The organism is Lyngbya sp. CCY1209, assembly GCF_055795065.1.
This window is the reverse complement of record NZ_JAYFER010000238.1, coordinates 19,192-32,812: the sequence shown is the minus strand read 5'-3', so window position 1 is coordinate 32,812 and position 13,621 is coordinate 19,192. Positions and strand designations below refer to the sequence as shown.

Below are 13,621 nucleotides of genomic sequence, written 5' to 3'. Positions count from 1 at the left end.
GTTCCACCCGTTTCTTCGCTCCCTCCGCTCCCCCTGCTCCCCCTGCTCCCTCCGCTCCCTCCGCTCCCTCCGCTCCCCCACACCCCACCGAGCACACCCTAATCCTCTCCCGCGTGGTAGGAACTGCGGACTAGGGGGCCGGAGCGGACGTGGGAAAAGCCCATGTCGCGGGCGATCGCGCCGAGGCGGTCGAATTCTTCGGGGGTCCAGTATTTTTGGACTCGGAGGTGGTCCAGGGAGGGGCGCATATATTGGCCGAGGGTGAGGCGATCGCAGCCCACCGCCCGCAGGTCCGCCAGGGTTTCCAGGATTTCCGCTTCGGTTTCCCCGTGTCCCAGCATCAATCCGGATTTGGTGGGGATGGTGCGATCGCATTCTCGCACTTTCCGCAAGACATCCAGGGTGCGATCGTACTTCGCCCCCCGCCGCACCGGACCCTGGAGACGCCGCACCGTCTCGATATTGTGGTTGAAACAGGCCGGTTTCGCCCGCACCACCATCTCGATGCGCCGGTACTGCTCTTGGAGGGGGTCGCCCTCCCCCCGTCCGCCCCAAAAATCCGGGGTCAGCACTTCGATCTGGGTCTGGGGGCAGGCTTCGCGGATCGCCTCCATCGTTTTGACGAACCAACCGGCGCCCCCATCCGCCAAATCGTCCCGGGCCACCGACGTCAGCACCACATACCGCAACCCCAAAATCTGCACCGACTCGGCCACCTTTTGGGGTTCCTCCGGGTCGAGCGGCATGGGAGAATGGCCCTTGTCCACTTGACAAAAGGCGCAGGATCGGGTACACGTCGGCCCCATCAACAAAAAGGTCGCCGTCCCCCGGGCGTAGCATTCGCCCCGGTTCGGACAGCGGCCTTCCTCGCAAATGGTGTGAATTTGCCGCCGTTTGATAATTTGCTGCACCCGGGACAGTTCGCTGGCCTTGCCGATGGGGCGGCGCAACCAGTGCGGGATGGCTTCGACGGTTTCTCGGTTTTGGGATGAACGGGAATGGGTGGAAGGTGACATAAAAATTTGCTCAGACAGATCTGTAGAGAGAGGCGCCTTCTCATACTATAGCGATCGCCGCTCCGGTTTCAGCCGTCAGCCCGGGTTGTAATTGAGAGGTCCGAACCGTTTTGGCGATCGCGTGATAAGATCATTCTGGTCGGAAATTTCAGGCGGGGTGGGAGTTCAAGCCGATCGCCGGACATTCGGGGTAAATTCTGGCCGACCTCGGACGATCGCTCTGGGCCGACCGGATCAAATGTTGCCTTTAGCGGAAATAGCGTTTAATCTAAAGAACCGGGTTAAAGTGCGGGCCCTTAAGCAATACTAGACCCATGTTGAGAATATTTACTCGTCGCCGGGGGAGTCAGTCGTGGCAGGTCGGAAAATCCTAGTTATTGACGATAGTAAGGTCATTCGAGCGCGGGTTCGGGAAATGTTACCCCAAGGTAACTTCGACGTTCTCGAAGCCAAAGACGGACAAGAAGGGATCGACCTCGTCCGCAAAGAACACCCCAATTTGATCATGCTTGATTTTCTGCTGCCCAAACTGAGCGGGTGGGATGTCTTTCAACAGATTCAAGCCAGCGAGGAATTGCGGAAAATCCCCCTGGTGGTGATGTCCGGCCGCAAAGAGGAAGTGAGCGGAAAAATTTCCGAGCCCTTCGAGTATTTTGAGTTTATCGAAAAACCCTTCGAGAAAGGGCAACTGCTCGAGGCGATCAAATCCGCATTTAATAAAGCCAAAAAGCCCCGCCAACCCCTGCCGAGCGCGACTCCAGCCCGGACGCCCCAACCCAAAGATACCGCACCGGCGACGGCGGGGGCCGACGCAGCCAAGGTCAAAGCTTTGGAGCAGAAAGTGGCCCGGATGCAAGCCGAGATGGTCGCCCTCAAAAAGCAAGTCGCCCAACTCAAGGCTTTTGTTATCAAAAAATTGAAATAAGCCCCTTTCCTGAGTCTCCTATCCCCCTCTCGTCGCCCGTTTGAACCCCAACCCCTGAGCTTCCGGGGGCCTTTTCAATGTCAGGTTTTGCCGACCGATTCGCCATGACCCTATCTGCTTCGTTTCTTGACCAACTCAACGCCACGGCCGATTCCTTGACGGATCGGTTGGAGCGGTTTTCCCAAGTCCGAATATTGGTGGCGGGGGATCTCGCCCTCGACGAGTTCATGACCGGTCAGGTGGAACGCCTGTCCCGGGAGGCACCGGTGCTGATTTTGCGACACGAAAGCACCCGGCAAATTCCCGGCGGCGCGGCTAACGCCGTCTACAATTTTGCCAAGTTGGGGGCTCAGGTGCGGGTGGCGGGTTTGGTGGGAAAGGATGACCAGGGGGAGGCTCTGCGGCGTATTTTTACAGAAGCGGGAATTGATACGGGGGGCATTTTCACCGACCCCGGCCGCCCCACCGTCACCAAAACCCGCATCTCCGGCCACGCCCGCCAGTCCGTGACTCAGCAGATCGTGCGGGTCGATCGCAAATCCGACGATCTCCCCGACCCGGAACTGCGGGAGCGGCTGGCCGAATATATTCGCGCCCAGACAGATGCGGTGGACGGGGTGGTTTGCTCGGACTACGGGGACGGGGTATTAACCCCCCCGGTCATCGATGCGGCTCTGTCCCACTCCCAAACCGTGGTGGATGCCCAAATTGATTTGCACAGATATGGGGGGGCGACGCTGTTCACCCCCAACGTCCCGGAGGCGGAAAAGGCGGTGGGATACGCGATCGCCGACGAGGACAGTTTGAGGCGGGCCGGGGGCGACCTGCTGAACCTCACCGGCGCCAAGCGCATCCTGATCACCCGGGGGGAAGAGGGGATGAGTTTGTTCGAGCGGGACGCCGAAAATACGGTGCAGATGGACCCCATCCCGGCCTTCAACCGCACCGACGTTTTCGACGTCACCGGCGCCGGAGATACCGTCGTCGCCGCCCTCACCCTGGCCCTGTGTTCGGGCGCCTCGTTCTGGGAAGCGGCGGTTTTGGGCAATTTGGCCGCCAGTTTGGTCGTCCGCCAGTTCGGAACCGCCACCACCAGCACCACCGAGATGCGAGAGGCGCTGCGATCGCTTTTGGAGGGGGAGTAATGGCGGGAGTCGGGAGTAGGGAGTAGGGAGTAGGGAGTAGGGAATAGGTAATTTTTGACTTTTGACTTTTGACTTTAATTTCTATGTTAAATCGAGCGATCGTTCACGATGCCAAATCTCAGCAGTGGCTCTTGTTTGAAGAGCCGCGTTGTATCGTGAGGGCGGATAGCTGCGATCGCGTGGTTCCGGAGTTGTGGCGGGTGCACGAAATCATCCGGGATCGAAAATGGTACGCGGCGGGGTTTGTCAGTTATGAAGCCGGACCCGCCTTTGATCCGGCTTTGTCGGCTTATCCCCCGGACGGGTTTCCGCTGCTGTGGTTCGGACTGTATGAGAAACCGGAGGTTTTGGAACTGCCGCCGGCATCGGCCGGATCGGATTATACCCTCGGTGACTGGTTGCCCTCGGTGACTCGGGAAGAATACGATCGCGCCATCACCCAAATTCGGGATGATATCGCCCGGGGGGAAACCTACCAGGTGAATTACAGCTTTCGCCTGCGGGCGGAATTTTCCGGCGATCCCCGAGCGCTGTTTTTGCAGTTGGTGCGGGCGCAGCGGGCGAATTACGGGGCTTTTGTGGAGTGCGATCGCTGGTCGATTTGTTCGGCGTCGCCGGAATTGTTTTTTCACCTCTCCGACGGGCAACTGACGTCCCGCCCCATGAAGGGAACCGCCGCCCGGGGCCGCACATTGGCAGAAGATCGGGCGATCGCACAATGGTTGCAGGATTCGGAGAAAAATCGCGCCGAAAATGTCATGATCGTGGATATGGTCCGCAACGATATGGGGCGCGTCGCCGATCGCCACAGCGTCCGAGTTCCGCGGCTGTTCGAGGTGGAGCGCTACCCCACCCTCTGGCAGATGACGTCCACGGTGACGGCGAAAACCGGGGCACCGCTGCCCGAGATTTTCGCGGCCCTGTTCCCCTGCGCCTCGATCACGGGGGCGCCCAAACCCCGCACCATGCAGTTGATCCGGGAGTTGGAAACCGCCCCCCGCCGGATTTATACGGGTTGCATCGGCTTTATGGGGGGCGATCGCGCTGAGGCTCAATTTAACGTGGCAATTCGCACGGTTTTGGTCGATCGCGCCGCCGGACGGGCCGAATACGGGGTGGGCGGTGGCATTTTGTGGGACTCCACGGACAAAGACGAATATCGCGAATGTCAGGTGAAAGCCCGGGTGCTCACCGTTCCCCGGGACGATTTTTCCCTTTTGGAAACGATGCTATGGACTCCAGAATCGGGTTATTTTCTACTCGAATATCATCTGAAACGATTGCAGGAATCGGCGCTCTATTTTGGCTTTTCTTGGTCGATTGAAACCGTTAAAAATGAATTAATTTCTCTGACCAAAAAGTTGCCCGCACTTCCCCAAAAAGTCCGTTTGCTGGTCGATCGCGGCGGTTCGATCCGTTGCGAAACGGCGGTTGTGAAGGAGTCGGGAAGCGATCGCTCTCTCTGTTTGGGAATATCGCCGACTCCCGTCGATTCAGACAACCCGTTTTTATATCACAAAACCACCAACCGGACGGTGTACGAAACCGCCCGGGCTTCCCGTCCGGACTGCGATGATGTGTTGCTGTGGAACGAACGGGGAGAAGTGACGGAAAGTTGTATTGCTAATTTAGTTTTTCAATGCGGCGGGGAGTTGATGACGCCGCCGGTGCGGTGCGGCTTGCTGCCGGGGACGTTTCGGGAGTATTTGATTAAAAATAACCAGATAAAAGAGGAGATTATCTTATTAAATAAGATGGGTAATTTTGACAAAATTTATATGATTAATTCCGTGAGAAAATGGCGGGAAGTGCAGGTCAATTTTTCCGATCAGAAGCATCTTGAAAGGGGCTAAAGCCCAACAACGAGTTGATCGGCGAAAATAATTATTAATTGTTTTCATGTCCGAATAATCTGTTGGGTTTAGTTACTCAACCCAACCTACCCCGCTGCTATAATATGCAATCGGAGAGAGTTGACTGCCCTAGCTCAATCGAAAATCAATTATGTTGTCGATCTGTGAATGTCAGTGGTTAGTTTTTGTTCTAATTGCCCGAGGCTTCAATCCAGACTCAATAAACAGATTGCTGAGAAGACATTTACTGCTCCTCCCAATAGTTTTCCGATAAAAGAGCAGTGGAATCAAAGTTCAATTCCCAACTATCAGGAAATTCAGTTTTTTGATATTCAAAGCGGACATCATCTAACGCATCTCTGTAAACTGTATCTAACACTTCTCGAAGATAGGGCTTTAGACTGGGAGAATCATTCAAGAGGCCTTGTATTTGGCGACGTTGCTCTCGAATCGTGAGTTCCCATCCATTAAAATTTTCTGGACTCTCTACATAGATCCGTTTTAGCAAATGAGCCAATAACACTGTCAATCGATTTTTTAATTCTCGCTTGTCGCGTTTAGCCAAGCCTTCAATCTCCTCAATCAAGCCTTCGATATCCAAATGTTCAAAATTTCTCTCCTTGAGTTGAGAAACCGTGACTTCACACCACTCAATAAAATCGCGATCGTACAATTTTTGATTCCCCAGAGTTGAATCCATCTTAATATTGCTCCAATTTTACCAGACGCTTCCTACTGCTGCTGTACAGTGCTATAGTTCAATACGGGCAATGTAAACCAGAATGTCGCGCCTTGATTGGGATTGGCAATGTCGCCCCGCATGGCGCCGATTTTTCCCCCGTGGGCGTTGACAATTTGCCGACATAAATATAAGCCCAATCCCAACCCCTGAATGTTGCCCACTTTTCGGCCCCGTTGATATAATTCAAATAGCCCTTCGATTTCTGCTTCGTTCATGCCCACGCCGTCGTCAATCACGCGACAGCGGACGAACTGTTTTGGGGGATGATTTTGGGCATCAGTTTCGGTGATGACTTCCCCCAAAAGGGTAATAGTGATGCCGGGGGGATTGTATTTTATCGCGTTGGAAAATAGGTTGTCGAAGACTCGCCAAAGTTGGTTTGGATCGGCGTTTACTTGGGGTAAAGTTTCGGTCATTTTATTGTTTAATTTTGCCTTCTCTTTATTGAGAAGGGGTTCCCATTCTAGGGCTAATTTTTGGGTGAATTGATGCAGTTGCAGCGGTTCGGGGTTGAGGGTGATGCCCTGCAATTCGATATCACTGGTTTGGACGAGGGAATTGATTAATGCCAGTTGCCGATCGCAGCTATTCGCCATCCGCTTCAAAATCGAAGGGGGGACGGGCATTTCCGCGTCGGCTTCCGGCCGTTTTTTGAGCAAATTTTGCAGTACCATCAACATTCCCGTCACGGGATTTCGCAGGTCATGGGACATGGCGTGGATATAGACGCGCAGGGCAGATTCAACCTTTTTTCGCTCCTGAATTTCCCGCTGCAATTGTTCGTTTTGGGCGAGTAATTTTTTTTGCTGCTGGCGGACGGTCAGTTGGGTTCTCACCCGGGCTAAAACTTCTTGCACCTGGAAGGGTTTGGTGATGTAATCAGCCCCGCCGATATCGAAGGCTAAAACCTTGTCCATTGTCTCATTGAGGGCACTGAGAAAAACAATCGGAATCTCCCGGGTTTGGGGGGAGTCTTTCAACCGTTTGGCGACCTGGTAGCCGTCCAATTCGGGCATCATGATATCGAGGAGAATTAAATCGGGGGGTTCAGCCTCCACCGCCTGCAAAGCCCGCTGGCCGTTGATGGCCTTGCGAACCCGATACCCCTCCTCCAACAGCATCTGGGACAGCAGGCGCAAATTATCGGGGGTATCATCGACGATCAGAAGGTCAGCCTGGGGTTGGGAGGTGCGATCGCGGCTCATGGGGTAAATTTACCTAAAAAGAAGAAGCCAGCGCGGCTAAATCAAAGTTTTCACCATATCATCTATGGTATCCAGGCGAAAATCATCCACCAACTGGGTGAGGATGGCGGCGAGGTCGGCTTCCGAGGGGGGGATCTCGGCGATCAACTCCAGCACCTGGGCATCATCTCCGCGAATGGCGGCTTCGTAGAGTCGCCGCAGCCAATCCGGTGGCATCACCCGCAGGGCTTCCGGCGTCAGTGTTCCGGCGGTTCGGGGGGAGGCGGTTGGGGAGGGGGTTTCCGGGGCGTAGTGGTAGCGGATGCCCAGGTGGACGGCCATTTTCTCGAACAGTGCGATCGCCTGAAAGGGTTTGCGGAGGATATCGTCACACCCGGCTTTGCGAATGTCGTCTTCCTGTTCCTGGAGGGCGCTGGCGGTGAGGGCGATAATTTTCACCCCCTCCCCGGACGGTTGGGAGCGAATGCGGCGGGTGGCCTCGTAGCCGTCCATAACGGGCATTCGCATATCCATCCAAATCAGTTGGGGGGCGTATTGTTCCCAAACCCGGATCGCCTCCAGGCCGTTTTCGGCTTCAAATACCCGGAACCCCAGGGGTTCGAGTAACCGCCTCACCAGCAGGCGATTTTCCGGCACTTCGTCCACCACCAAAACCCGGTATTCCGCATGATCTTCGGATGCGATCGCGATCGGGCGCCGGGGGACTGTAGAAACCGCGATCGCCTCCCCCGTAGCCAAATCGGCGGGGATCTCGAAGCTGAACCGACTGCCCCGCCCCATGGTACTGCTAACGGTAATGGTGCCCCCCATCAACTCCACGAATTTGCGGCTGATGGACAGACCCAACCCCGTCCCCTGCTGGGCCTCCCGCCCCATTTCCGTCTGCACGAAGGCATCGAACAGGGTTTCGATCTCCTCCGGGGCGATACCCGGCCCGGTATCCTCGACGGCAAATTCCAGCACCACGGAATTGGCACCGGGAACCCCGGCTCGAAAATCGGCCCGCAACGTCACGCCCCCGTCTGCGGTGAATTTGACGGCATTTCCCAGCAAATTGATCAACACCTGGCGCAGCTTTTTTTCGTCCCCCAGGACGTAGCGGGGCAGATCCGGGGCGCGATCGGCTTTGCCGGTGGGCTTCGCCCAATCGCACCGCAGCCAGATCCCCCGTCCTTTCGCCCGCAGTTTGAACAGTTCCTCCAGGGTGTCCAGGAGGCGGTGCAGGTCGAAGGGGTGGCGCTCGACGGTAATTTTCCCCGCCTCGATTTTGGACAAATCGAGGATGTCGTTGATCAGTTCCAGGAGGTGTTCCCCGCTGCGGTTGATGATTTCCAATTCCTGGGACCCGGCCGCGAAGGTGGGGTTGTGGGCCATGATCTGGCTGAAGCCGAGGATGGCGTTGAGGGGCGTCCGCAGCTCGTGGCTCATATTTGCCAAAAATGTACTTTTCGCCCGGTTGGCGGCGTCGGCGGCCCGTCTAGCCTCCTCTAAGGCGACGTTTTGGGCGGCGAGTTTGAGGCTCTGCTGTTTTTCCCGCTCCAGGAGGCGGGCCTGGGCGAGGGCGATACCCATTTTGGCGGCGACGGATGCGAGCAGGTCGATTTCCTCGTCGGTCCAGGTGCGGAGGCGGCGGCACTGACTCAGGTAAATGGCCCCGTTGGGTTGGCCCCCGTAGGAGGTGCGGATGGTGAGGAGGGATTTGATTTGGAAGTGGTCGCAGAAGTCGATCGCCCCTTCGAGGAGGGGTTCGGCGCGGATGTCTTCCGTGGCGATCGCGACGTCCCGGCTCAAAACCCGTCGGGTGTAGGGGTGGTTGCCGAGGGGGTGTTGCCGGTTCAACATTGGGGGACATTCCGATTGCAGGTATTCGGCGACGGCTTCGATTTTGGGTTCGGGACTTGAGAGGTAGGTGTAAATCGTACAGCGATCGACGGCGAAGGTCTGCCCGATGCGGTTGGCGGCGATTTGGAAGATGTGGCGGGAGTCGAGGCTGGACCGCAGTTCTTCGGTGATTTGCCGCAGGAGTCGTTCCCGCTCGAATTGCCGTCTGAGGGCGATTTCGGCCCGACGGCGCTCGGTGATGTCGTTGCTGCTGGTGAGGAGGCACTCTTCGCCGTTGAGGTGGATGAGGTCGGCCGAGAGCAGTCCGGTGCGGATTTCGCCGGATTTGGTGCGGAATTCCAGTTCAAAATTGCGGACCTTGCGATCGCGGGCCATGATTTCGAGCATCTGCGATCGCTGTTCGGGGTGGACCCAGAGGTTGATTTCGAGGACCGTGCGGCCCACGATGTCCCCGACTTCGTAACCCGTGACGCGGCAGAAACTTTCGTTGACTTCCAGGTGAATGCCGTCCCGGAAGCGGCTGAGGGTGATCGGGTGGGGGGCGGAGTGGAAGGCGGTGGAGAATTTTTGTTCCGAGTCCCGCAGGGCGATTTCGGCTTGGCGACGTTCCCGCACGGCGGCTTCGGCAATTTCGACCTTTTGTTCGAGTTCCCGGGTGCGTTCGGCGACTTTCTGTTCCAGGCTGTGGGAGTAGTCCTGCAGTTGGTGGTAGGACCGTCGCAACTGGCCCCGCATTTGGTTGAAGGCCCGGGCGAGGGTCCGCAGTTCCCGGGTGCAATTCCGCCCGACTTTGCGATCCCAGTTGCCCCGGGAGAGGGCGTCGGCCGCTTGGGCCAGGGCGGCGACGGGGCCGGCGATCCAGCCCCCCGTGACCCACCCGATCGCGATCGCCACCCCCAGGGCGACTAAACACAGGGCGATGGTGATGCGGGTGTTGGTTTGGATTTGTTCCATAAAATCCGCTTCGGGAATCACCACCACGATCGTCCATTCCAGGCCCCGCTCGTCCTCGAAGGGGAGCAGTTTGACGTAGTGCATTTGGGACTGAATGGGGATTTTTAATTGTCGGGAATTTTCGATGCGATCGAAGCGGCCGAATTTTTCTTTTAAGTATGCGCTGACTTCTCGGGTCAAGACCTCTTCGCTTTGCAGGGCGATTTGGCGGACGACGCGATCGTTTTTTTCCCGAAACAGGGGTTCGGCGGTGGAACTGGCGACCAACAATCCTTCGGGATCGACAATGAACGCCTGACCGGTTTTTCCCATTTGAAAATCGCCGATAAAATTGCTGATGTGGGACAGGCCGATCACGATACTCATCACCCCCTCGGGTTCGGTGAAATTGCCGGGGGGATAGATGGGTTGGCTGGCGCTAATTTGCAGGATTGGGGGGGGCTCGAAGCGGGTGTAAATTTCGCTCCAAACGGGCTTTCGTGTCGCCATCGCGACCCGATACCAGGGCCGCTGGCGGGGGTCGTAATTCGGATCGATCGCGGCGGGAGGTCCGTTATTAATTGAATCTAAGCTGTCGTAGCGGTAAAGGTCAAAATTCGTCCCTTCGCCCGCCATGCCGACCTGCAACTTTCCCGTCCGCGTCCTGGCGGTGGAGCGATATTCGCCCTCTTCGTTGGCTAAGGAAAGGATGGCGATCGACTCGAAATATTTGGCTTTTCGCCACAGGTAAGCTTCCCATCCATCCAGGTCGTCAATGTCCAACAATCCCAAAGCGACCACATCTTGAATGTCCCGGCCGACCATAAAGGGGATGTCGAGGTAGGATTCCAGATTGGCTTCGATCCGCATCGCCACTTCTCCCATCAACTGCCGCGCCAGGTCGTCTACCGCTTTTTGTCCGTTTTTGAAGGAGAGATATCCGACAATTCCGACGGTGGCAAAAATCTGAATCACGAAGGGAATGACCAACAAGATCCGCAGGGATATATTGCCGGAAATTCGGGCGACAGTGCGGTTGAGACGGCGGCGAGTTTTGAGATGCATATCAGAATCGATGAGACCCATTTTGATCCCCCTCTCCCGGATGGGGAGGGGGTGGGGCAGAGTCGAAATTTTTGGAAAAATTTGACCCTGCAACAATTTGTTGGACGGTTCTAAACGGCGTTCAATCCCAACATCCCCTCGAGGGTAAAGTAGGTGAACAGGAACACGCCCACCACCAAACCCAACAGGGCGATCGCGGTGACAGGACGGTTGAGGAGGGGTTTGAAGCGTTCAAACAGGAAGAAGAAGATCCCGAGGCTGAAGCTGATCAGGTAGCGGGGATAGCGGGAGACATTTTCAAAAAAGTCTTTCATGGGTTGTTTTTATCAATCCAACGGTAAGGGGTTCATTCTATTAGTATTAACACTTGTCGCTCATTTCGACAAGTCGGGAAGGGGGTTCGGGCGCCAGTTTTATAAAACTCGTTTGATGGCGACCGAGTGGCTGTAAAGGTGGCCGTCATTCCCCACGATCGTCGGCAAAAAATCGCGGTCGTGAAGTTCTGTAAATTCCGGGGTATTTCTCATGGCTTTTAAATCCTCTTCGCTTTCCCAGTGGGCGATCGCCGTGACCCGGTTTCCGTCGTCGCTGGGGAGCAACTGGGCGGAGATGAAGCCCGGATGGTGGATCGCGACTTCGTTGTAAACCTTCTGAATGGCTCGGAGCGCATCCGGTTGTTTTTCGGGGATCACGGTAAAGACACTCACAAAGGTGATCATGATTTTTTAAAGTGAAATTCTATCGGAAGTGAACCGATCATACCATAGAATTGCAGCCCCTTGGGAGGCGTGAGTCGTGCAAGTTTTTTGGGGTGCGTTCCTACTCATCTATTATCGGTCAAGTGGTCGGTGAGAGTTGGGAACGCCCCCTACAATTGACGTTCAACCCGAATCAATTGATAATCAATTATCAATTATCAATTACTCTCGGTTCAGGCGATCGCCGGACTCCACGTCGAACCAGTGCATCTGCTTTCGGGGCAGGGTCAATTGCACCGTTTCGCTCTCCCAAGTTTGATCCGGTGGCACGATCGCCCGCAGGGTTTGATCGGAACCGTCGATGCGGACGCTGAGGAGTTTTTCTTTCCCCAAATCTTCCACCAAATACACCTTTCCGTTGACGGTATCGGCGTCGCTTTCTTCCCTCAAAAAAACGTCCTCCGGCCGGATGCCAAAGGTGATCACTCGGGGCGGTGCCTTCAGATCCGGGAGCTCGATGCGGAAGTCCCCCAAAACGGCTTTGCCGTCCTCGCAATCCAACGTCAACAAATTCATCTGCGGACTGCCAACAAACCCGGCGACAAATCGATTGGCGGGTTTCATGTAAATCTCGGCGGGGGTCGCCAACTGCTGCAAATACCCGTCGTAAAGTACCGCAATTTTACTCGAAAGCGTCATCGCTTCCGTTTGGTCGTGGGTGACGTAAACCACGGGTTTTTGTTGGGATTCAAACAGTTGTTTTAAGTCGGCGCGGACCTGTTCCCGCAACAGCGCATCCAAGTTACTCAGGGGCTCGTCGAGCAGGAAAACATCCGGATCTCTGACGAGGGCCCGCGCCAGGGCTACCCGCTGCCGCTGACCCCCGGAAAGTTGTCCCGGTTTGCGATCGAGGAGGTGGGCAATTCCCAGGCGGTTGGAAACGTCATTTACCCGCTTTTCAATCTCCGCACCGTCAACTTTTCGCAGCCGCAGCGAAGTGGAAATATTTTCCGAAACGGTCATGTGGGGATACAGCGCGTAACTCTGAAACACCATCGCGATGTTGCGCTTTCCTGGCGGGATGTTGGTCAAGTTTTCGTCGCCCAAAATCACCAGACCTTCCGTTGGCATATCCAGTCCGGCGATCATCCGTAGCAGGGTCGATTTTCCGCACCCGGAGGGGCCGAGGAGGGTGAGAAATTCGCCGTCATCGACGTTGACGCTGACATCTTTGACGGGGATGACATTGTGGGCGAATTGCTTGCGTAATTTTTTCAGTTGAAGTTGAGCCATGATCATCTAAAAGTTGAGTGGGAAAGAATTAACCTTTGACCGCACCGGCGGTAATGCCTTGGACGATCCGGCGCTGGAAAATTAGCACCAAAATCACCAGGGGAATGGTTCCGGTGACGGTCGCTGCTGCGATCGGGCCGTAGGGAATTTCAAAGACGGATGCCCCGCCGATTTGTGCCACCGCCACGGGAATGGTGTACATCTCCTCTCGGGTGATAAACGTGAGGGCAAAAATAAACTCATTCCAGGCAAAAATAAACGTGAGAATTCCCGTTGTCACCAACGCCGGGAGGGTCATGGGAAGGACAATCTGCAACAGCATCTCCAGGGTGCTATAACCGTCAATTTTAGCCGAATCTTCCAGATCTTTGGGCAGTTGTTGGAAAAAACTCCTCAGCACCAAAATTGTCAGGGGAAGGTTGATGGCGGTGTAGGGAATAATGAGGGCAATGTAATTATTTCCTAAACCCAAGGCTTTGACAATTTCCAGGAGTCCCAGAAACAGCAGGACATAGGGAAATAAACTGATCACCAATATAAACACCAGGATGATATTTTCTCCCGGTATTTTCAGGCGAGTCAGGGTGTAGGCGGCGGGGGCGCCCACGCCCAGACAGAGGACGGTCGAAGTCAGGGAAACGAAGGCGCTGTTGAAGACGTAGCGCAGGAATCCCCATCCCAAACTTCCGTAATGATCCCAGGTTAATTGGTCGGGACTGGGGAAGTAAATGTTGGGGATAGTGGAAATGGCTTCGTTGGTTTTAAAAGAAGTCAATAATTGCCACATAACGGGGGCGAGGCAGAAGATAATGGTGAGGACGACGCCCACCCACAGGGCAATTTTGCTGTAGTTAATTTTTCCGCTGGCTTGGGATTCCGGAGCGGGTTGATTGGTGACGGACAT

11 protein-coding genes are annotated in these 13,621 nt (G+C 55.6%); 3 read left to right on the top strand and 8 right to left on the bottom strand.

Annotated elements, in window-relative coordinates; genetic code table 11:
* Positions 1–98: 98 nt before the first annotated feature.
* A complete protein-coding gene (gene lipA, locus AC0QHF_RS06160; RefSeq protein ID WP_324703312.1) occupies positions 99–1,016 on the bottom strand; it encodes a lipoyl synthase in 918 nt (305 codons plus the stop codon).
* Between the two features lie 352 nt (positions 1,017–1,368).
* Between lipA and AC0QHF_RS06155 the strand changes: the two genes are divergently transcribed.
* From AC0QHF_RS06155 to pabB, 3 genes are all read left to right on the top strand, one after another.
* A complete protein-coding gene (locus AC0QHF_RS06155) occupies positions 1,369–1,941 on the top strand; it encodes a response regulator (RefSeq protein ID WP_324703311.1) in 573 nt (190 codons plus the stop codon).
* Between the two features lie 104 nt (positions 1,942–2,045).
* The gene (locus AC0QHF_RS06150; RefSeq protein WP_324703314.1) at positions 2,046–3,086 is read left to right on the top strand and encodes a bifunctional heptose 7-phosphate kinase/heptose 1-phosphate adenyltransferase; all 1,041 of its coding nucleotides are present in this window, start codon (positions 2,046–2,048) and stop codon (positions 3,084–3,086) included.
* An 83-nt stretch (positions 3,087–3,169) separates the two neighbouring features.
* On the top strand, positions 3,170–4,939 hold the full coding sequence (pabB, locus tag AC0QHF_RS06145; RefSeq protein ID WP_324703310.1) for an aminodeoxychorismate synthase component I: 1,770 nt from the start codon (positions 3,170–3,172) through the stop codon (positions 4,937–4,939).
* Between the two features lie 244 nt (positions 4,940–5,183).
* Here the strand turns inward: pabB and AC0QHF_RS06140 are convergent, their stop codons facing one another.
* The 7 genes from AC0QHF_RS06140 to AC0QHF_RS06110 all read right to left on the bottom strand — a co-directional run bounded on the left by AC0QHF_RS06140 (position 5,184) and on the right by AC0QHF_RS06110 (position 13,621).
* The gene (locus AC0QHF_RS06140; protein WP_324703309.1) at positions 5,184–5,639 is read right to left on the bottom strand and encodes a DUF29 domain-containing protein; all 456 of its coding nucleotides are present in this window, start codon (positions 5,637–5,639) and stop codon (positions 5,184–5,186) included.
* A gap of 32 nt (positions 5,640–5,671) precedes the next feature.
* Positions 5,672–6,886 (bottom strand): hybrid sensor histidine kinase/response regulator, encoded by a 1,215-nt coding sequence (locus AC0QHF_RS06135; protein ID WP_324703308.1) that lies wholly within the window; start codon positions 6,884–6,886, stop codon positions 5,672–5,674.
* 36 nt (positions 6,887–6,922) lie between these two features.
* Positions 6,923–10,726 carry an ATP-binding protein gene (locus AC0QHF_RS06130; protein WP_324703307.1) on the bottom strand — a complete coding sequence of 1,268 codons (3,804 nt, stop codon included), beginning with the start codon at positions 10,724–10,726 and terminating at the stop codon, positions 6,923–6,925.
* A gap of 110 nt (positions 10,727–10,836) precedes the next feature.
* A complete protein-coding gene (locus AC0QHF_RS06125; RefSeq protein ID WP_324703306.1) occupies positions 10,837–11,040 on the bottom strand; it encodes a DUF751 family protein in 204 nt (67 codons plus the stop codon).
* Between the two features lie 99 nt (positions 11,041–11,139).
* Entirely contained in the window at positions 11,140–11,445 is a 306-nt protein-coding gene (locus AC0QHF_RS06120) for an antibiotic biosynthesis monooxygenase family protein (RefSeq protein WP_324703305.1), read from the bottom strand.
* A 201-nt stretch (positions 11,446–11,646) separates the two neighbouring features.
* Positions 11,647–12,717 carry an ABC transporter ATP-binding protein gene (locus tag AC0QHF_RS06115; RefSeq protein WP_324703304.1) on the bottom strand — a complete coding sequence of 357 codons (1,071 nt, stop codon included), beginning with the start codon at positions 12,715–12,717 and terminating at the stop codon, positions 11,647–11,649.
* A 28-nt stretch (positions 12,718–12,745) separates the two neighbouring features.
* Positions 12,746–13,621 (bottom strand): carbohydrate ABC transporter permease, encoded by an 876-nt coding sequence (locus AC0QHF_RS06110; protein ID WP_324703303.1) that lies wholly within the window; start codon positions 13,619–13,621, stop codon positions 12,746–12,748.

Excerpts from the sequence above, each read along its gene's own strand:
- lipA (WP_324703312.1), bottom strand. The coding sequence starts at position 1,016 with ATGTCACCTTCCACCCATTCCCGTTCATCCCAAAACCGAGAAACCGTC.
- AC0QHF_RS06150 (WP_324703314.1), top strand. The coding sequence starts at position 2,046 with ATGACCCTATCTGCTTCGTTTCTTGACCAACTCAACGCCACGGCCGAT.
- pabB (WP_324703310.1), top strand. The coding sequence starts at position 3,170 with ATGTTAAATCGAGCGATCGTTCACGATGCCAAATCTCAGCAGTGGCTC.
- AC0QHF_RS06140 (WP_324703309.1), bottom strand. The coding sequence starts at position 5,639 with ATGGATTCAACTCTGGGGAATCAAAAATTGTACGATCGCGATTTTATT.
- AC0QHF_RS06135 (WP_324703308.1), bottom strand. The coding sequence starts at position 6,886 with ATGAGCCGCGATCGCACCTCCCAACCCCAGGCTGACCTTCTGATCGTC.
- AC0QHF_RS06130 (WP_324703307.1), bottom strand. The coding sequence starts at position 10,726 with ATGCATCTCAAAACTCGCCGCCGTCTCAACCGCACTGTCGCCCGAATT.
- AC0QHF_RS06125 (WP_324703306.1), bottom strand. The coding sequence starts at position 11,040 with ATGAAAGACTTTTTTGAAAATGTCTCCCGCTATCCCCGCTACCTGATC.
- AC0QHF_RS06120 (WP_324703305.1), bottom strand. The coding sequence starts at position 11,445 with ATGATCACCTTTGTGAGTGTCTTTACCGTGATCCCCGAAAAACAACCG.
- AC0QHF_RS06115 (WP_324703304.1), bottom strand. The coding sequence starts at position 12,717 with ATGGCTCAACTTCAACTGAAAAAATTACGCAAGCAATTCGCCCACAAT.
- AC0QHF_RS06110 (WP_324703303.1), bottom strand. The coding sequence starts at position 13,621 with ATGTCCGTCACCAATCAACCCGCTCCGGAATCCCAAGCCAGCGGAAAA.